The sequence below is a fragment of the Allobosea sp. P4_H5 genome (assembly GCF_056400825.1).
Map to the genome: position 1 here is coordinate 113,056 of NZ_JBFUKM010000012.1, position 17,757 is coordinate 130,812.

17 protein-coding genes are annotated in these 17,757 nt (G+C 66.6%); 5 read left to right on the forward strand and 12 right to left on the reverse strand.

Annotation, left to right across the window (positions count from 1 at the left end):
• Position 1 precedes the first annotated feature (1 nt).
• Both AC1DS0_RS23370 and AC1DS0_RS23375 read left to right on the forward strand, forming a co-directional pair.
• Complete coding sequence (locus tag AC1DS0_RS23370) at positions 2-1,477, forward strand: M48 family metalloprotease (RefSeq protein WP_152015312.1); 1,476 nt, start codon at positions 2-4, stop codon at positions 1,475-1,477.
• A gap of 66 nt (positions 1,478-1,543) precedes the next feature.
• The gene (locus AC1DS0_RS23375; RefSeq protein WP_476816642.1) at positions 1,544-2,413 is read left to right on the forward strand and encodes a dienelactone hydrolase family protein; all 870 of its coding nucleotides are present in this window, start codon (positions 1,544-1,546) and stop codon (positions 2,411-2,413) included.
• A gap of 61 nt (positions 2,414-2,474) precedes the next feature.
• Here AC1DS0_RS23375 and AC1DS0_RS23380 read toward each other — a convergent pair whose 3' ends face one another.
• The 5 genes from AC1DS0_RS23380 to AC1DS0_RS23400 form a co-directional block, all read right to left on the reverse strand.
• On the reverse strand, positions 2,475-3,071 hold the full coding sequence (locus tag AC1DS0_RS23380) for a CarD family transcriptional regulator (protein ID WP_476816643.1): 597 nt from the start codon (positions 3,069-3,071) through the stop codon (positions 2,475-2,477).
• Between the two features lie 388 nt (positions 3,072-3,459).
• Complete coding sequence (fdxA, locus tag AC1DS0_RS23385; RefSeq protein WP_091838018.1) at positions 3,460-3,795, reverse strand: ferredoxin FdxA; 336 nt, start codon at positions 3,793-3,795, stop codon at positions 3,460-3,462.
• 158 nt (positions 3,796-3,953) lie between these two features.
• The gene (locus AC1DS0_RS23390) at positions 3,954-4,265 is read right to left on the reverse strand and encodes a S4 domain-containing protein (protein ID WP_476816644.1); all 312 of its coding nucleotides are present in this window, start codon (positions 4,263-4,265) and stop codon (positions 3,954-3,956) included.
• Positions 4,266-4,286: 21 nt separating this feature from the next.
• On the reverse strand, positions 4,287-7,628 hold the full coding sequence (locus tag AC1DS0_RS23395; RefSeq protein ID WP_476816735.1) for a helicase-related protein: 3,342 nt from the start codon (positions 7,626-7,628) through the stop codon (positions 4,287-4,289).
• A 464-nt stretch (positions 7,629-8,092) separates the two neighbouring features.
• Positions 8,093-8,983 (reverse strand): alpha/beta fold hydrolase, encoded by an 891-nt coding sequence (locus AC1DS0_RS23400; RefSeq protein ID WP_476816645.1) that lies wholly within the window; start codon positions 8,981-8,983, stop codon positions 8,093-8,095.
• A 190-nt stretch (positions 8,984-9,173) separates the two neighbouring features.
• Between AC1DS0_RS23400 and AC1DS0_RS23405 the strand changes: the two genes are divergently transcribed.
• On the forward strand, positions 9,174-10,361 hold the full coding sequence (locus AC1DS0_RS23405) for a hypothetical protein (protein WP_476816646.1): 1,188 nt from the start codon (positions 9,174-9,176) through the stop codon (positions 10,359-10,361).
• On the forward strand, positions 10,358-11,026 hold the full coding sequence (locus AC1DS0_RS23410) for a hypothetical protein (RefSeq protein WP_476816647.1): 669 nt from the start codon (positions 10,358-10,360) through the stop codon (positions 11,024-11,026). Before AC1DS0_RS23405 ends, AC1DS0_RS23410 begins: the two co-directional genes overlap by 4 nt.
• Positions 11,027-11,028: 2 nt before the next feature.
• Here the strand turns inward: AC1DS0_RS23410 and AC1DS0_RS23415 are convergent, their stop codons facing one another.
• Entirely contained in the window at positions 11,029-11,859 is an 831-nt protein-coding gene (locus AC1DS0_RS23415; RefSeq protein ID WP_476816648.1) for a DUF3108 domain-containing protein, read from the reverse strand.
• 253 nt (positions 11,860-12,112) lie between these two features.
• Between AC1DS0_RS23415 and rpmB the strand changes: the two genes are divergently transcribed.
• Positions 12,113-12,400, forward strand: a complete 288-nt coding sequence (gene rpmB / locus AC1DS0_RS23420) for a 50S ribosomal protein L28 (RefSeq protein WP_152015302.1) — start codon at positions 12,113-12,115, stop codon at positions 12,398-12,400.
• Between the two features lie 52 nt (positions 12,401-12,452).
• Here the strand turns inward: rpmB and AC1DS0_RS23425 are convergent, their stop codons facing one another.
• The 6 genes from AC1DS0_RS23425 to cobS all read right to left on the reverse strand — a co-directional run bounded on the left by AC1DS0_RS23425 (position 12,453) and on the right by cobS (position 17,716).
• A complete protein-coding gene (locus tag AC1DS0_RS23425; protein ID WP_476816649.1) occupies positions 12,453-13,463 on the reverse strand; it encodes an esterase-like activity of phytase family protein in 1,011 nt (336 codons plus the stop codon).
• Complete coding sequence (gene cobT, locus AC1DS0_RS23430) at positions 13,460-15,355, reverse strand: cobaltochelatase subunit CobT (RefSeq protein ID WP_476816650.1); 1,896 nt, start codon at positions 15,353-15,355, stop codon at positions 13,460-13,462. Before cobT ends, AC1DS0_RS23425 begins: the two co-directional genes overlap by 4 nt.
• 25 nt (positions 15,356-15,380) lie before the next feature.
• Positions 15,381-15,863 (reverse strand): GNAT family N-acetyltransferase, encoded by a 483-nt coding sequence (locus AC1DS0_RS23435; RefSeq protein ID WP_476816651.1) that lies wholly within the window; start codon positions 15,861-15,863, stop codon positions 15,381-15,383.
• The gene (locus AC1DS0_RS23440; protein WP_476816652.1) at positions 15,860-16,297 is read right to left on the reverse strand and encodes a GNAT family N-acetyltransferase; all 438 of its coding nucleotides are present in this window, start codon (positions 16,295-16,297) and stop codon (positions 15,860-15,862) included. Before AC1DS0_RS23440 ends, AC1DS0_RS23435 begins: the two co-directional genes overlap by 4 nt.
• 10 nt (positions 16,298-16,307) lie before the next feature.
• The gene (locus AC1DS0_RS23445) at positions 16,308-16,658 is read right to left on the reverse strand and encodes a GFA family protein (protein WP_427359452.1); all 351 of its coding nucleotides are present in this window, start codon (positions 16,656-16,658) and stop codon (positions 16,308-16,310) included.
• A gap of 65 nt (positions 16,659-16,723) precedes the next feature.
• The gene (gene cobS / locus AC1DS0_RS23450) at positions 16,724-17,716 is read right to left on the reverse strand and encodes a cobaltochelatase subunit CobS (RefSeq protein WP_476816653.1); all 993 of its coding nucleotides are present in this window, start codon (positions 17,714-17,716) and stop codon (positions 16,724-16,726) included.
• Between the last annotated feature and the right edge of the window lie 41 nt (positions 17,717-17,757).

A 17,757-nucleotide genomic window follows, 5' to 3' on the forward strand; every position in this document is an offset into this window, starting at 1 on the left:
GATGCGGAAAGTTCAGCGACATCGTCAGTCCATCCGGGGACGCCTCGTCGCCGCGGTGCTGCCGGCCTTGTTGCTGGCCGCCTGCTTCGGCGACCAGAACTCGGTCCTGGCACCACTCAACCAGCCGGGCGGCGAACCGGCGCCCCGCGTCGCCAGCCTGCAGCGAGGCACCGACCGCGAGCACCAGCGCCTGCTCGCGGCCTTCGGCGGCGAATACCGCGCCCCGCAGGTCAAGGCCGAGCTGGAGGCGATCATCGCCCGCCTCGCCAAGGCCGGCGAGGGTCAGATCGGCACTTATGAGGTGACGATCCTGAATTCGCCGATCGTCAACGCCTTCGCTTTGCCGACGGGGCGGCTCTATGTCACCCGCGGGCTGCTTGCGCTGGCGAACGATTCCTCCGAGATCGCCTCGGTGATGGCCCACGAGATCGCCCATGTCACCGCGCGCCACGCTGTCGAGCGCGCCGAGATGGAAGCGGAATCGGCGCTGGTCAGCCAGGTCGTGGCGCAGGTGCTGAACGATCCGACGACCGGGGCTGCAGTGCAGCAGAGCTCCAAGCTCTCGCTCGCCCGCTTTTCGCGCCAGCAGGAGCTGACCGCCGACCAGATCAGCGTGCGCAACATCGCCCGCGCCGGCTACGACCCCTATGGTGCCGGCCGCTTCCTGGTCTCGCTAGGCCGCAACACCAGCTTCCGCGCCGGCCAGCAGAGCAGCGGCGACAAGAAGCTCGACATCCTCTCCAGCCATCCCTCGACGCCCGAGCGCGTCGCCGCCGTCACCAATGGCGCCCGCCAGATCGGCGCGCCCGGCCTCGGTGAACGCGACGCCGCGCGCTGGCTCGCCGTGGTAGACGGCGTCGCCTTCGGCGACGACCCGGCCGATGGCGTCGTGCGTGGCCGCCGCTATCTCAACAGCGCCCTGCGCATCGCCTTCACCGCGCCGGATGGCTTCGAACTGGAGGCCGCGCGCGAGATGGTGGTCGGCGTCAGCAATGATGGCACCCAGGCGCTTCGCTTCGATTCGGTCGCGCTGAAGGCCGGCCAGACGCTGGAATCCTACGTGGCGTCGGGCTGGATCGACGGCGTCACCACGGCCGAGGTGCAGTCGCTGACCGTCGGCGGCCTGCCGGCGGCGGTGACCTCCGGCAAGGGCGCCGACTGGACCTTCCGCCTCGCCGCGGTCCAGGCCGGGCCGCGCGTCTACCGCTTCATCCTCGCCGCCAAGGGTCAGAACGATCCCGAGCGCGCCATGCGCGCTCTGCTCGACAGCTTCCGCAATCTCAGTGCCAGCGACGCGCAATCGGTCAGCCCCTTGCGGATCCGCTTGGTAACAGCCGGCGCCGGAGACACGCCCGCCAGCCTGGCCGAGCGCATGGCTTCGACCGACCGGCCGCTGGAGCAGTTCCTGATCCTGAACGGGCTGGAACGCAATGCGAAGCTGACGCCCGGCCAGCGTTACAAGATCGTGAGCGAGTAAGCGCGCCGCTGCTTTCCCCGCGCGCTGTGCTAGCCTCCCGGCAATCGTCAGGACAGGGAGGCAGCCATGGCGCTCGATCGCCGCATCGTCGAACTCTACGACGAATACACCCACAAGCCGCTCGACCGCCGCAGCTTCATGAACCGGCTGATCACCATCGCCGGCTCCGCCGCGGCGGCAGAAGCGGCTCTCTCGCTTCTTGAGCCGAACTACGCCCAGGCGCAGCAGGTCGCAGCCGACGATGCCCGCATCGAGAGCAGGCGCATCGACGAGACCGTCGGCGGGGTCAGGCTCAAGGGTTATCTCGTCACGCCCAAGACCCAGGGCAGACGCGGCGGCGTCCTCGTCATCCATGAGAACCGCGGCCTCAACCCGCATATCGAGGACGTCACCCGTCGCGCCGCATTGGCCGGCTTCAGTGCGCTCGGGGTCGATTTCCTCACCCCCCTTGGCGGCACGCCGGCCGATGCCGACGCCGCCCGCGCCCTGTTCCCGCAGCTCAAGCCCGAGGATGTCGTCGCGCAGGCGCGCGCAGCGCTGGCCTTTCTCAAGGCCCGGCCGGACACGACCGGCAAGGTCGGGGCGGTCGGCTTCTGCTGGGGCGGCGGCGCGGTCAACGACCTCGCCGTCAGCGCGCCGGAGCTCAATGCCGGCGTCGTCTTCTATGGCCGCTCGCCAGACCTAGCCAAGGTGCCGCAGATCAAGGCCCGGCTGCTGATCCAGCAGGCGGCTCGCGATACGCGCCTGGTCGAGGGACTGCCGGCTTATGAAGCGGCGCTGAAGGCGGCCGGCATCCAATATCAGGCGATCGTCTACCCGGATGTCGACCACGCCTTCCACAACGACACCAGCGCCGAGCGCTACAATGCCGCGGCCGCCAAGCTCGCCTGGGAGCGGACGGTGGCTTTCCTGGCGGCAGAGACCGGTGCGGCCTGATACGAAAAAGCCCGGCGGAGCGATCCGCCGGGCTCTTCCTGTCCGATAGCGGAAAGCTGCCTCAGGCAGCCTCTTCCTGCAGGTCCTCGTCGCCTTCCTCGGCCTCGGCCGCCTCGGCCGCCTCACCCTTGCCGGCGCGGCGCGGCGACTTGGCGAGCTGACCCTCGATCTTCTTCAGCGCCTCGGTCTCGGTGATCTCCTCGACGACCGCGATCTCGCGGGTCATCCGGTCGATCGCAGCCTCATAGAGCTGGCGCTCGGAATAGGACTGTTCGGGCTGCGCCTCGGAGCGATAGAGATCGCGCACCACCTCGGCGATGGCGACGAGATCGCCCGAATTGATCTTGGCTTCGTATTCCTGGGCGCGGCGCGACCACATGGTGCGCTTGACGCGGGCGCGGCCGGTCAGCGTCGAGAGCGCCTTGCCGACGATCTCGGCATCGGCGAGCTTGCGCAGGCCGACGCTCGCCGCCTTGGCGGTGGGCACGCGCAGGGTCATCTTGTCCTTGGCGAAGCTGACGACGAAGAGTTCGAGCTTGAAACCCGCAACTTCCTGCTCCTCGATCGCCGTAATCTGACCGACGCCATGGGACGGATACACGACGAACTCGCCCGTCCTGAAGCCCTGGCGCACAACAGTCTTCTTCGCAGTGGACATGCCGTTTCGACTCCTGATTTCTCCGCCGGAGGCGGAGACGCGACTTTCAGCCGCTGGCCGGATGACCGGCGGCTCTCTGCCTGACATGACGGGCGAGCCTTCTGGCTCTTCTCCCGACACAACATGCTCCCTCAGTCGGTTGTTTCCGGCTGACCACCAAACACGAAAGACAGCAACACGCCGGGCATTCTGACCGGTGGGCATTGCTGTCGTCTCTGGGGGCGCCCCGTTTGTGTAACCTCGCAGGGGCAGGCGGAAAAAACTCGACTGTGGCTTGTGGATACCACAAATTTCGCGCCGAATCAAAGGTAAACGGAATGCGAATGCCGCCGGGCCGCGTTGCGGCCGGCCATGGTTAACTTCGATTCGGCTCTGACGGAGGGTAACCTCAGTCGCCTTCGCCGGGCTCCGGCGACAGAAGCTCGAGCTTGTTCGGCACGCCGTCGAACTCCTTGGCGTCGGCCGGTGAGTCCTTCTTCTGCGTGATGTTGGGCCAGCTCGCGGCGAACTTCGCATTGAGCTGCAGCCAGCTGTCGAGACCCGGTTCGGTGTCCGGCTTGATCGCCTCGGCAGGGCATTCCGGCTCGCAGACGCCGCAGTCGATGCACTCGTCGGGATGGATGACGAGGAAGTTCTCGCCTTCATAGAAACAGTCGACCGGACAGACTTCGACGCAGTCCATGTACTTGCACTTGATGCAGTTCTCGGTGACCACATAGGTCATGGCGCTGTCCTTCCAATCGGCCGGCGCTTCTTTAGAGCCGGTCGAGAGAATGTTTCAAGGCCCTGTCACGACCGGAAACGAGATCAAACTTCTATCGAAACAAGTGTTTCGAGAAGATTTTTCGCAGGCACGCTGACGCGTCCCACGCAGCTTCCGCGTTATCCCTTCGGCTCCTCCGGCGCAAGCGACGGATCGCCGCGTTCGCCGCCGTTCAGGACCTCATACAGCGTCTGCGCCTGCTCGTAGGAACCTCGCCGCTCGGCGAAGGCGGTGACGCGCACCACCAGCGTCGCATGCGGCAAAGCCAGTGTCAGCACATCGCCCGGCTTCACCCCGAGCGCCGGATTCTCGACGCGCTTGCTTGCAATCCGGACATGCCCGTCCTCCACCAGCCGCACAGCGGCGGGGCGGGCCCGCGCGAAGCGCGCGAACCAGAGCCATTTGTCGAGGCGTTGCCGATCGTCCCGCAAGCAGCCTCCCTACGCTGCGTATCAGCCCTTGCGCCCGTCATTACCCTCGAGCTGGGCCTTCAGGGCCAGCAGCTTGGCGAAAGGCGAATCCGGATCGGGCTGGCGCTCGGCCGGGCGCGGCCGGGCCGGCTGCTGGAAGCGCTGCTCCTTGCCGCCACGCTCGTCGCGACGCGGACCGCCACCGGGGCGGCCGCCATCACGCTTGAACTCGGGCCGCGGACCGCGCTCGGGGCGCCCATCACGCCCCTGGGCATTGCGACCAGCGCCTTCCTGCGCCGCAGGCTTGCCGCCCTCGCCGCCGGCCGGGCGTGGGCCGTTCCAGCCACCCTCGCGCCAGCGATTGCGATTCGGCGGACGCTGCCCACTCGGCTTGCCCTCGCCGCTTTCCGGGACGGGAGTGGTCTCGGCAGCGCCGGCACGACGGTCGGGCCGACGTCCACGCTGCCCCTGTTCGGGACGACGGCCGCCCTGATGGCGATGCGGCCGCCAGATCTCGATCAGCTCAGGCTCGGCTGGCGCAGTCGCCTCGGCGGCAGCGGCAAGCTCGCCCGCCGCCTCAACGGCGACAACAGGCTCGGCCGTCTCGGTTTCGGGCTGGGCGGCCTCTGCCTCCGGCTCGTCACTCGGCAGGGCCAGGGTCGACATCGCATCGGCCGGTACCGGCTCAGCCGGGCTGGCGACTTCGCTTTCAGTCGGAGCGGCAGCGACCTCCGCATCGGTCAGGATCGGAGCATCCGGGGTTTCACCCGCGGGAGCGACGCTGTCCGTGCTTTCGACAGTACCCTCGACTTCAACCGAAGGCGCTTCATTGAGCGCGTCAATCGCCTCGGCCACGGCCTCCACCGGAACTGCCGGCGTGGTCGCGGCCGGCGCGGGCGCAACAGCGAGCGGCACCGTGATCGCCGGGCCCGGGCGCTTCTGCGAGACATAGCCGAGCGAGCGCAGGATCGAGGCGAAATCCTCGCCGGCGCAGCCGACGAGCGAGGTCATCGCGCCGGTGGCGACGAAGCCGTCCTGATCCGCAGAACCAACCGGTGGCTGGCCGAGCGTCACGCCCGGACGATAGGCGATCGCCGGACGGATCAGGTCGGCGAGGCGCTCCAGGATATCGACGCGCACGGCGCGCTCGCCGCAGACGCGATAGCCGGCGGCGCGATAAAGCCCCTTCGGGATCTCCTTGTTGGCCGGGAACGAGGTCCGGCCGGAGGAAGCGAGATGCGAGATGTCGTCGAGCCCGGCGGTCTCCGGATTGCCGTGCTTCAGCGCCCAGAGCTGGGCTGCAAGCGCGCGCGGCGCCGGCTTCAGCAACGCCGGGACATAGAGGTGGAAGGCGCCGAAGCGGATGCCGAGCTGCCGCAGGCCCGCCCGCCCTTCCTGATCGAGCGTCTTCATCTCCTCGGCGACCTTGCTGCGCTCGAGCACGCCGAGCGCTTCAGCCGCCTGATAGGCGATGCCGCGGGCGATGCCGCTGACGCTCTCGGCATTCTCCAGGATCTGGAGCGGGCCGAGCAGCTTGGTGACGTGATGCTTCAGCCAGGCCGCCAGCCTCGTCTCGATCTGTTCGCGGGCCTGGGCCGGCAGATGATCGTCGATCATCAGGCGCAAGCGCGGCTCAAGCACCTTCTCGCCGGCGGTCAGGCGTGCCACGGGCTCGCCGATCCAGCGCACCAACCCATCATGCGAGAGCACGAAGGCATCGTCGCCGGCCAGCACGACGCGCGAGGCGCGTGCCTCGAGCTCGCCAGCCAGCGCTTTCAGCGCCGCAGCGTTCAGAGCCTTCGCTTCCGGCCCACCCGCCTTCGGGTCGGCCGTGAAACGGAAGCCCTGCAGCAATCCGACATGCTGACCCTCGACCAGGACATCGCCGGTCGCGGTGACTTCGGCCTCCAACATTGCATTCTCCCGCAGGCGACGCATCAACACGCTCGTACGCCGATCGACGAATCGGCTGGCAAGCCGTTCGTGCAAAGCGTCCGACAGCCTGTCCTCTACAAGACGCGCCACCCCCTGCCAATGCTCTGGATCGAGCAACCAGTCCGGCCGGTTGGCAACATAGGTCCAGGTCCGCACCTGGGAGATGCGGGCCGAGAGGGTGTCGATCTCGCCATCGACCCGGTCGAGCGCGGCCAATTGGCCGGCATACCAGTCCGGATCGAGCCGGCCGTGGCGCATCAGGCGCAGATACAAGGTCATCGCCAGCTCGGCATGCTGCATCGGTGCGATCTTACGGTAATCGGGCAGGCCGCAGACCTCCCAGAGCCGCGACACGGCCGGCTTACCCTGCGCCAGCCGTGCGATGTCCTGATCGCGCGCCAGAATCTCGAGCGTCGTCATGTCCTCGGCGATCAGGGCCCGGGTCAGCCCCTGCTCCTGCGGCTGGAGGTTGAGGCTGTCGATCAGCCCGGGGATCGAGCGCAGGTCGAGATCGGAGTTGCGCCATTGCACCTGGCGCACCGATTCGAAGCGGTGATCCTCGATCGCCTGGACCAGCTCCTGCTCGAAGGGCGGCGCGCGCCCGGTCGTGCCGAAGGTGCCGTCGCGCAGATGCCGGCCGGCTCGCCCGGCGATCTGGCCGAATTCGGCCGGGTTGAGCTTGCGATAATGATGGCCATCGAACTTGCTGTCGCCAGCGAAGGCGATGTGGTCGACATCGAGGTTGAGCCCCATGCCGATCGCGTCGGTGGCGACGAGATAGTCGACATCGCCCGACTGGTAGATTTCGACCTGGGCATTGCGCGTGCGTGGGCTGAGCGCCCCCAGCACCACCGCCGCCCCGCCCTTCTGCCGGCGGATCAGCTCGGCAATGGCGTAAACCTCCTCGGCCGAGAAGGCGACTATCGCCGAGCGGCGCGGCAGGCGGGTGATCTTGCGATCACCGGCAAAGGAAAGGTTGGACAGGCGCGGACGCGAAACGACGTTGACGCCGGGGATGAGCTGCTCGACCAGCGGCTTCATCGTGCCGGCGCCGATCAGCATCGTCTCCTCGCGGCCGCGATGATTGAGCAGCCGGTCGGTGAAGACATGGCCGCGGTCGAGATCTGCGGCGAGCTGGATCTCGTCGATCGCGACGAAATCGACGACGAGGTCGCGCGGCATCGCCTCGACCGTGCAGACCCAGAAGCTCGGCCGTTCCGGCTTGATCTTCTCCTCGCCGGTGATGAGCGCGACCGCATGCGGCCCGACCTTGTCGACCACGCGCTGATAGACCTCGCGGGCAAGCAGGCGCAGCGGCAGGCCGATCATGCCGGTGGGATGCGCAACCATCCGCTCGATGGCGAGATGGGTCTTGCCGGTATTGGTCGGTCCAAGCACCGCCGTAACGCCGCGAGCGCGGAGCGAAGGCGGAAGGGAACGGGTTTGGATCAAGACGCTGGAGCTTTCCTGCAGTCCGGGCGGGGCAAGCCCTACCGGGTCGAGCCGCCTGAAGGCAACCCGATCCGTGAACAGAACGAGTCCGGAACGAAGCGAGGCCGAATCGCTGACTCCCGCAGAATCAGGTTTCGTTCACGGCGAGATATCGCGGCAACCGATTCAAAAACCACAAGATTTTGAATCGGTTTCATTTCCATCCTTCGCCGACTTGCGCGCGCGAGGGCCGCTTTCGCTCATGTAGGGCGTTCCGCACCGGAAGACGAGGGACAGCAGATGAGCGCAAGAGGCTTTCCGTCTTTCCGGGCGCTGCGCAGCAGCGAGCCCGGAACCCAGAACCGATACCATATCCGCAGAAGCTCACCCCGTCGCAGCATCATCACGACCGGCATCGGTTCTGGGTACCGGGCCCTTCGCTGCGCGAAGTCCCGGAATGACCGGGGGGCCGATATCGAACTCTAATCCGCGAAAACCTCTGCCACGACCTGCGCGGCTTCGTCTGGCGCCTCGACATGGACGAAATGGCCGGCGCTCTCGCAGAAGCTCACCTCCACATCGTCGAAATAATGCGACAGGAAGCTCGACCACTCCGATTTCAGGATCGGGTCGTGCCGGCCCCAGTGCACCCTCGTGCGCTGATGGATCGGCACGGACGGCGCCGGGTGGCCGTCGATCGCGGCGATCCGCGCCGCGTTCTGGCTGCGATACCAGTCGAAGCCCCCACGCAGATTGCCGGGCTTCATGAAATTCTCGACCCACAGGTCGAAGACCGGCGCGAAGGCATCCTTGCGATGGCACCAATGCGTCAGGAAATGCCCGAGATAGAGCGCGCAGGCCTCGCGGCTGGAGCCGATCAGTTGCTCGGCCAGCGGCAATTGCTGGAAGGACTGGTACCAGATCTCGTTGACATGGCCCTCGCGCACCCAGGCCGAACCGACGCTCGGCGTCGGGCAATTGAAAAACAGCAGCTTCTCGACCCGCTGCGGATGGCGCCGCGCCAGCCCCTGCGCGACATAGGCGCCGACATCGTGGCCGACCACGCCGATCGGGCCGGTGCCGAGCGCCTCCAGCAGCGCCGCCATGTCGTCGGCATGGGCGTTGGCGCCGACATCGCTGCGCGGCACCGCTGACTTGCCGCTGTCGCCGAAGCCACGCAGATCGGGCGCGATCAGCCGGAATTCGCCATGCAGCCGGTTCATCACCGGCAGCCAGCTCATCCAGAACTCCGGCCAGCCATGCAGCAGCAGCACTGCCGGCCCGTCACCGACCTCGGCGACGTGGAGAACGGTGTCACGCACGACGACCTGGCGGTGCCTGAGGCCGGGCGGCAAGGCGAAATCGCTGGACATTGACGGCTCCGGAACCGAATCGCCGGGAAGGCTAGCGCCTCGAACGAGCGTTCCGCAATCCATGGCACGCCAAAGCCTGCATGCGCTGCGAGTTTGAAGCGGCCGAGGTGCCGGCGGGGATGGACAGCGATCTTATCCCCGGTGCTTCCGGCCGCCTCAGAATGGCGCGCTCCACAGCAAGGAGCACGCCATGCAGGACCAGCCGCATCGTTCAGCCAATCAGAGCGCATACTGGCGCGAGATCGTCCTTCTGCGCCGCCGCCTCGTCTCACTGAAAGCGCAGACGCGGCTGCTGCGCCACGAACTCGCCCGCAAGTACAATTCCGACCAGCCGCGCGTGCCGGCCGGCAATACCGGCGGCGGGCAATGGACCAGCGGCGGAGGCGGCGCGACGCCGACTGGAGCCGATGTTCTCAGCGATCTCGGCAGTGCCTTCTCGACCGCATTGAACTTCGGCGACGTCGTACCCGATACCAGCGGCGAGGAAAGCTGGGCCTTCTACCAGGACGCCACACGCCCCGACGGCTCGCTGGCCGAACGCGCCGTCGTCAACCGCGACGGCTCGACGATCCATTCCGAATTCGCCGAGCCCGACCGCAAAAGCGACTGGGACGAGCGCCACACCGTCACGGCGCCCGAAGGCGGCAAGACCACCTTCGAGACCTCCGACCGCACCCAGACGATCCGCGACGGCGGGCCGGATGGCGAAGTCGTCTCACGCTCGACCTGGACTGACCGCGGCCCGGAGCGCGAGGCCACGGTGCAGCAGGCGTTTGCTCCGGCGATCGTGCTCGCTCCAGCCGCTGCGGAGGTCACGATCACGACCGCGCTGACGCTCTTCGCCTGGCTGTCGGCGCGGAATCAGATCGATGGGCTACAGGCTGTAGCCGGGTTCAGTGCGCGCGAATTTCAAGGTGATGGAAACAGCTCACCAAGGCTGGACTTCGTCGGCAACCTCACCGAGCAGGAAGCCGACCGCGCTTGCAATCGCCGAGAGACCGTCCAAAAGCTCTTGGATGAAGCAGCTCGCGACGCCGGAAGCCCGAGCAACTACCCGAATGCTGGAGCTTACGGAACTGCCGTCCATACCCGCGTCAAACAAGGCGTCGACAGGGAAAAGAACCCGAACTTTCGAGCCGAGATTTCCGCACTCAGGGGTGAGATAGCTGGCGACGGCGCAAGACGTTACGGCCTTAGAGACACACTGCGAGCCGATGTCGTCGAAAAAGCCAGCGAGACGACGGCCTGCGGCTACGATCTCAAGACCGGCAATGCTATACTCGGCCCGAAACGGGCTGCTGAATTGGTCACCCTGATGAAACGGCTCTATCCGAACGCTCAACGGTTCATCATCATGCAGATGAAGCCACGCAAATGACGACAGCCCGGCAGATTCGCCAACTCTTTACGCCGCTGCTCGCCGAGAACCCGGATATCGTCCTTCGCAAGAACTATATCTATCTCAAGCCGGTCAGCCACGTGCACCGATGTATCGGCGTCGGCCGATCAAGCGGCCGCGACGCTTTCATCGTCACGGCCGCAGTCAATTTTACATTCAACTTATCAGGTGCGTTCTGGGAGTGGCCGCTCGGAATTCGAGGCTATGGCTGGCGCTGGAGCGATCCGGATATGCCAGACCTGTTCAAACGGCTGGTCGAGCAGGAACTCACACAGCTGCGCGCACTCACTACGCTCGAGGCTTTCGCCAAGTTCGCCTCACGCGACATGACGTTCATGACCAGCCCTCTCTACGGGCACAAGGATTGCCAGCTCCGCGTCGATATTGCCTTGGGCAATCTCGACAAGGCGCTTGTCGACTGCCGTGAACTCGATCGGCTACGCGGACCGCCGCCCCACACGGAATATTTTGCGCAACTCTGGAGCAGGGTCGTCGACCCAGCCCTGCCTCTCCTTGAACGGCGAGATGTCTCCAGCCTGACAAACCTACTGCGCGAATGGCAGGCAACCTACATCGAGGTCACGGGTCTGGGGCTCTCTTTCAAACCCACGCCCTTCCCGCTCGAACTCGCGGCGGGCGCCTGAGTTCAGTTCCGCGTCGCGGTCGCCGTCACGCCCGGATCGACCTTGAAGCTCGAGGCCTCGATCACCGCGGTGCCGATCATCGTTTTCACCGAGATGCGCACCGGCAGCATCATGTTCGTCCCGGCGACGGGGGCGAGCCAGGTCGAGATTTCCTTGTTCTCGGCCATGAACTTGGTCGAGGGGCGCAGCGAGCGGTGGCCGGCGATCGGCACATAGCGCGCCTGGCAGACCGAGACCGGGCCGCTATAGCCGTCGATCTTGATCTCGCGCGTGCCGGAATAGCTCAGCTTGATGTCGTAGCGCGCCGCACCGTCGAAGATCGCCAGCGTGCGGTTGCAGGCCGCCGCGCCGCCGTTGCGGCCGGAGGCTTCGACCGGCATCAGGAAGGCACTGAGCGGATCCATGATGTTGCGCTGGTGCTCGTCCTTGAGCGGCACGCGGTCGGGCTTGGTGTCGATCGGCGGCTCGATCGCCAGCGCCTGCACGGCATTGCCGCCGAGCGCCATCCGCACCGTGCGGCTCTCGCTCGAATTGGCCGAGGACACCGCGAAGGCTGTCGGCGAGAGCCGGCTGCCGTTGAGGTTGCCGGTCGCAGTGCCAGAGCCGCGCCCGCCGGTGAAGCTGCCGACGAGGCCGGTCAGCTTGGCGCTGGCGTCGAGCTTGTAGCTGCCGCCTTCGATGCCGCCGGCAAGATTGGCCTTGCCGAGCGACAGGCCGAGCAGGCTGACGTCATAGGTCGCATCAAGCGAGGCGGCCTGTACGGCCGGCGCCGGCAAGGCGAGCATCAGCGCCGCGATGAGGGCGCTGCTGGCAGGCGACAAGGCGAGCTTCATCGTGAGGCTCCGGAGCGCGACGGACATCGTCGCATGCACTGAGATTCGGTCCGAATCGTGACTGGTTATCCTCAGCTTGGCGGGATAATGGTTACCGAGATGTTTCCGGGCCGTTTGCACGCGGTCCGCCTTGACGGGCTGTCATCGGCCCGTTATAGACCGCCCACTTCAATTTGACTTCCGGTGCTCGCCTGCCGGCACGTCGCGTGTCGGCATTTTGCGTTGAGTACTCGGAGATTTTGGGAACACGATCATGGCCCGCCGTTGCGAACTGACCGGGAAAGCCACCCTGACCGGCCACCTCGTCAGCCACTCGAACCGCAAGACCAAGACGGTCTTCCGGCCGAACCTCGTCAACGTCACGCTTCAGTCGGATGCGCTCGGCCGTTCGGTCCGCCTGCGCGTCTCGGCGAATGCGCTGCGCACCGTCGACCATCGCGGCGGCCTCGACGCCTTCCTGGTCAAGGCTCCGGCCGGTGAGCTCTCGCCGGGCGCGCTGACGCTGAAGCGCGACATCGAGAAGAAGCTCGCCGCCAACTGAGCGCGGGTTTCCCTCGGGACTGAACGAAGCGGCCGCAAGGCCGCTTTTTTCGTTACGGCGCCAGCTCGAACTCCAGCAGCACGGTGCGCTGGAGGAAGGTCGAGAAATTATCGTCAGAGATCAGGGTGATGATCATCCGGCCATTCTCCTGATGAACGGCAATACCCTCCATATTATCGATCTCCTGGCCGAGATCCGCCTCGATCAGGATCGGCCCGTCCAGCTTCGCACCCACCCGGATCGTGCCCCCGTCGATGCGGCGGATGCGCATGCCGACGCCGCGCAGCGGCTTGTACCAGCGCTCCAGCAGCAACATGTCGCCGCCCGGCAGGAAGGCGAGGTCGGTGATGTCGTAGCCGTCGCGGCGGATCACCTGCAGCGTGCCCGGCTGGCGCCCACCGAGAATGAAGCCCGTGGTCGGCTCGTCCTCGCGGCCCGAGCGTTCTGAAATCGCGATCAGCGCGCCGGCAAGCGGGTGGCCGGCCGGCAGCACGCCGAGCGCCTCGAAGCCGCGATTGCTTGGCAGGCGCTTGGCAGCCGGGGGCACCGGCACGAGTTGCGCCCGCGCCTCGACGCCATGGCGCGCCCAGTCGAAGCGCAGGATGTCATGGGTACGCTCGACGCCGATGAAAGCGGTGCCGCCCTGGATCGACAGCGATTCGGTGTCGAAATAGCGCGAGCGATGCAGTGGCTTGCCGGACGCCCCGAGGATTGGCGCGAGTTCCGCCTCCTCCAGTCCCGCGAGCTTGCCCTGCTTGCGAGCGACCCTTGCCGTCAGCCAGAAGCCATTATCCGTGATCGCGACGATCCGTTCCCCGTCGGGCGAGCGCCATAGCCCGGAGAAACCACCAAAACGGGGATGGCTGCCGGAGAGCTGCAGCCCGCCGCGAAAGGTCAGCTGGCCGAAGCGTGTCTTCGTCGCATTGCCCGGCTCGAAGCTGGCGATCGGCCGGGCGGAGACGCTGACCGGGACGCGCCCGGGCTCGAGGCTCTGTGCTCGCGCGGGCAGGCTGAAAGCCGCCGCGCCGAGGCCGGCAAGAACGCTGCGGCGGCTCAGGCTCATTGCAGGCGGCGCGAGCCTCGCGAGGGCGTCCCGCCGGCATCCTCCTCGAACAACTCAGCCAGCTTCTCGGTCATCACGCCGCCGAGCTCCTCGGCATCGACGATGGTGACGGCGCGCCGATAGTAGCGGGTGACGTCGTGGCCGATGCCGATCGCGATCAGCTCGACCGGCGAGCGCGTCTCGATCTCGGCGATGACATGGCGCAGATGCCGCTCGAGATAGCTGCCGGCATTGACCGAGAGAGTGGAATCGTCGACCGGCGCGCCATCCGAGATCACCATCAGGATCTTGCGCTGCTCGGAGCGGCCGAGCAGGCGCTTATGCGCCCAGTCGAGCGCCTCGCCGTCGATGTTCTCCTTGAGCAGCCCCTCGCGCATCATCAGCCCGAGGTTTTTGCGAGCCCGGCGCCAGGGGGCGTCGGCGGCCTTGTAGATGATATGCCGGAGATCGTTGAGGCGGCCGGGATTGGCCGGCTTGCCCGATTGCAGCCAGCTCTCGCGTGACAGACCGCCCTTCCAGGCACGGGTGGTGAAGCCGAGCAATTCGACCTTGACGCCGCAGCGCTCCAGCGTCCGCGCCAGGATGTCGGCGCAGGTCGCCGCCACCGTGATCGGCCGGCCACGCATCGAGCCGGAATTGTCGATCAGCAGCGTCACCACCGTGTCGCGGAAATTCGTGTCCGATTCCTGCCGGAAAGAGAGTGGCTGGAACGGGTCGATGATGATGCGCGGCAGGCGCGAGGGGTCGAGCGCGCCCTCTTCCAGGTCGAACTGCCAGGAACGGTTCTGCTGCGCCATCAGGCGGCGCTGCAAGCGGTTCGCCAACCGCGCGACGACGCCCTGCAGGTGCGCCAGCTGCTTGTCGAGATAGGCGCGCAGGCGCGTCAGCTCCTCGGCGTCGCAAAGTTCCTCGGCGGTGACGATCTCGTCGAACTTCTGGGTATAGGCCTTGTAGTCGGTCTGCGGCCGGTCATTGGCGCGGCTGTCGCGCGGACGCGGCGCCTCGCCGGCCTCCTCGGCCTCGGAACTCTCGTCTTCCTCGTCCCAATCGCCGGCAGGCGCATCGGCGGCCTCGGAGGCGCCTTCCTGCAATTCCTCGGCAGCGTCCTCGCTGGTCTCGGTCTCCGAGCGCTCGCCCTGGCTCTGTTGCTCGGCTTCGCCCTCTTCCTGCTGCTGGTCGTCGGAGGACTGGTCCTGATCGTCCTCGTCTTCTTCGGCATCGTCGCCCTGGCTCGACTGCTCGGCCATGTCGAGCGAGACGAGCAGGTCGCGCACGGTGCGGGCGAAGGCGCGCTGATCCTCGATCGACTTCGACAGCCGGTCGAGATCGTCGCCCGCCTTGGCCTCGATCTGCTCGCGCCAGAGATCGACCAGCTTCTCCGCCGCCTTGGGCGGCTTCAGGCCCGTCAGGCGCTCGCGCACCATCAGGGCGAGGGCATCTTCCAGCGGCGCGTCGGCGCGGTCGGTGATCTCCTCATAGCGGCCGCCGCGATGATAGCGGTCCTCCAGCATCGCCGAGATGTTGCCGGAGACGCCGCTCATCCGGCGCGAGCCGACGCTCTCGACCCGGGCCTGCTCGACCGCATCGAAGACGGCGCGCGCCGCATCGCCCTCGGGCGCGGCGCGGCGATGGACCGCTGCATCGTGGCAGGCGAGGCGCAGCGCCATCGAATCGGCATGGCCGCGCAGGATCGCGACATCGCCCGCGGTGAGCTTGCGCGGCGGCTCCGGCAGGCGGGCGCGCTCGCCGACCAGCGAGGGTTTGTCGGCCGCGAAGACGATCTCCATCTCCGGCTTGCGCGCGATCGCCTTCATCGCGCCCGAGACCGCCCGCTTCAGCGGCTCGGCCGGCGCTTCCTTCGGGGTTCCGGGCTTGCGGTTGGAGATGCTCACGACTGATCCTCGACGCGCTGCATGGTCAAAGCGCCTTCCTGAAACGGAACCACGTCATGCCCGCTTCAGGACAGTCTTCGATCTGCCCATACGCAAAATAACCGTGCATTGTGTAGAAAGCCGGCGCCTGAAACGAAAACGTATCGACGAGGACGCCCCTGGCCCCGCGGCTTTTAGCCTCCGTTTCCGCCCGCTTCAGCAAGGCCGTGCCGAGGCCGCTCCGGCGGAACCGCTCATCCACCCAGAGCAGGCTGATGTGCATCCACTCGCCGATCGCCTCGGCCATCAGCCCGCCGCGCACGCTTCCATCGACATTCGCGGTGGCGGCAAATGCCCTGGGTGAGCGGCCGCGCATATGCTCGCGATTGAAGCCCTCGAGGCCTGCCGCGATGATTTTTTTTGCGGCGCCGTAGGTGGTCTCGATCTGGACGGAAACAGCGTCGGACATGGCGCGCTGCTCGGCCGGCGCCTGCTCGATCTGCCTCAGCTTGCGATCGGAGATGCTCATAGCACCTTCATGAAGTGGTGGAAGGTCTGGCCGGCAACCGGATAGCCCTCCATGCGGCCGCATTCACGATAGCCCATGCGGGGGTAGAAGCCCGGCGCCTGGATGCTCATCGTGCCGAGATAGACGCCGCGTGCGCCGTGATCACGCGCCGCCTGCTCGGCCATCGCCAGCAGCGCCTCGCCATGGCCAGCGCCGCGATGGGCCTCGTCGATCCAGAACAGGTCGACATAGAGCCATTCCCATTTCAGCTCGCCGATGAGCCCGCCGACCATGGCGCCGCTCTCGTCACGCAGGCTGAGCGCCAGCGGCTCGGCCTTGCGTGGCCCGACTCTGGCCTCGTTATGGGCGGAGAGCCCACGCACCACGGCTTCGCGCGTCGCGGCGAAATCCGCCTCGCGCTGGATCGTGGCCTGCTTGCTGTCGGCGGCGCTCACGGCGTGCTCCTCAGCGCGCCCGTCCGTCATACATCGTCGGGCTCAGCTCGGTCGGCTCGACGCCGGCGAGACAGCGGACGTTGATCGCGACGGTCGGCGTGCCATCCGGTGCATTGGCGCGGGCGAAAGATTCCATGCCGCAGGTCTCGCAGAAGAGATGCTGAATCTTCTGCGAGTTGAAGCGGTATTCGGTCAGCGCGTCCTCGCCCTTGGTCAGGGTGAAGCTGGTCGCCGGGCTGAAGGCCAGCACCGAGCCGCGACGCTGGCAGTAGGAGCAGTTGCAGGTGATCGTCCGCGAGAGGTCAGCCTCGACCTCGTAGGCGACCCGCCCGCAGTGACAGGAACCTTCATACCGAGCCATGGCCGGCCTCCTGCTAGTTGAGCCTGGTCCGATCGCGAGAGTGGGGCCACTCTCGCGAGGGCGCTTCAGCTCAGGACGACGTTGACCGCGCTTTCCGGCAATTCCTTGCCGAAGGAACGCTGGAAGAACTCAGCCACCAGCGCGCGCTCCATCTCGTCGCACTTGTTGAGGAAGGTGACGCGGAAGGCGAAGCCGATATCGCCGCCGAAGATCGCCGCGTTCTCCGCCCAGGTGATCACCGTACGCGGGCTCATCACGGTCGAGAGATCGCCGTTCATGAAGGCGTTGCGGGTGAGATCGGCAACGCGAACCATCTTGTTGACGGTGTCCTTGCCCTCCGGCGAGGTCTGATAATGCTTCGACTTGGCGAGCACGATCGCGACTTCGTTGTCGTGAGGCAGGTAGTTCAGCGTGGTGACGATCGACCAGCGGTCCATCTGGCCCTGGTTGATCTGCTGCGTGCCGTGATAGAGGCCCGAGGTGTCGCCGAGGCCGACCGTGTTGGCGGTGGCGAACAGCCGGAACGCCCCGTGCGGGCGGATGACACGCTTCTGGTCGAGCAGCGTCAGCTTGCCCGACTGCTCCAGGATGCGCTGGATCACGAACATCACGTCCGGGCGGCCGGCATCGTACTCGTCGAAGACCAGCGCAATGTTGTTCTGCAGCGCCCAGGGCAGGATGCCGTCCTGGAACTCGGTGATCTGCTTGCCTTCCTTCAGCACGATCGCGTCCTTGCCGACGAGGTCGAGGCGCGAGACATGGCTGTCGAGGTTGACGCGGACACAGGGCCAGTTGAGGCGGGCCGCGACCTGCTCGATATGGGTCGACTTGCCGGTGCCGTGATAGCCCGAGATCATCACGCGGCGATTATGGGCGAAGCCGGCGAGGATCGCGATCGTGGTGTCGCGGTCGAAGCGGTAGTCCGCGTCGAAGTCGGGAACATGCGCCTCGGGCTTGGAATAGGCCGGCACCTCCAGATCGCTGTCGATCCCGAAGACCTGACGCACCGACAGCTTCATGTCGGGCATCCCGGGGGCGGAGGCAGTCGTCGTTGTCATCGTTCTTCTCCGGGCGCAGGACAGGGGCCGGCTGAAGATCC

Bases quoted from the DNA above. Each gene is read 5' to 3' on its own strand.
- fdxA (WP_091838018.1), bottom strand. From the start codon at position 3,795: ATGACCTATGTGGTCACCGAGAACTGCATCAAGTGCAAGTACATGGAC.
- AC1DS0_RS23425 (WP_476816649.1), bottom strand. From the start codon at position 13,463: ATGAGCCTGAGCCGCCGCAGCGTTCTTGCCGGCCTCGGCGCGGCGGCT.
- AC1DS0_RS23410 (WP_476816647.1), top strand. From the start codon at position 10,358: ATGACGACAGCCCGGCAGATTCGCCAACTCTTTACGCCGCTGCTCGCC.
- AC1DS0_RS23445 (WP_427359452.1), bottom strand. From the start codon at position 16,658: ATGGCTCGGTATGAAGGTTCCTGTCACTGCGGGCGGGTCGCCTACGAG.
- AC1DS0_RS23415 (WP_476816648.1), bottom strand. From the start codon at position 11,859: ATGAAGCTCGCCTTGTCGCCTGCCAGCAGCGCCCTCATCGCGGCGCTG.
- rpmB (WP_152015302.1), top strand. From the start codon at position 12,113: ATGGCCCGCCGTTGCGAACTGACCGGGAAAGCCACCCTGACCGGCCAC.
- AC1DS0_RS23370 (WP_152015312.1), top strand. From the start codon at position 2: ATGCGGAAAGTTCAGCGACATCGTCAGTCCATCCGGGGACGCCTCGTC.
- AC1DS0_RS23375 (WP_476816642.1), top strand. From the start codon at position 1,544: ATGGCGCTCGATCGCCGCATCGTCGAACTCTACGACGAATACACCCAC.
- cobS (WP_476816653.1), bottom strand. From the start codon at position 17,716: ATGACAACGACGACTGCCTCCGCCCCCGGGATGCCCGACATGAAGCTG.
- AC1DS0_RS23380 (WP_476816643.1), bottom strand. From the start codon at position 3,071: ATGTCCACTGCGAAGAAGACTGTTGTGCGCCAGGGCTTCAGGACGGGC.
- AC1DS0_RS23435 (WP_476816651.1), bottom strand. From the start codon at position 15,863: ATGAGCATCTCCGATCGCAAGCTGAGGCAGATCGAGCAGGCGCCGGCC.
- AC1DS0_RS23405 (WP_476816646.1), top strand. From the start codon at position 9,174: ATGCAGGACCAGCCGCATCGTTCAGCCAATCAGAGCGCATACTGGCGC.
- AC1DS0_RS23400 (WP_476816645.1), bottom strand. From the start codon at position 8,983: ATGTCCAGCGATTTCGCCTTGCCGCCCGGCCTCAGGCACCGCCAGGTC.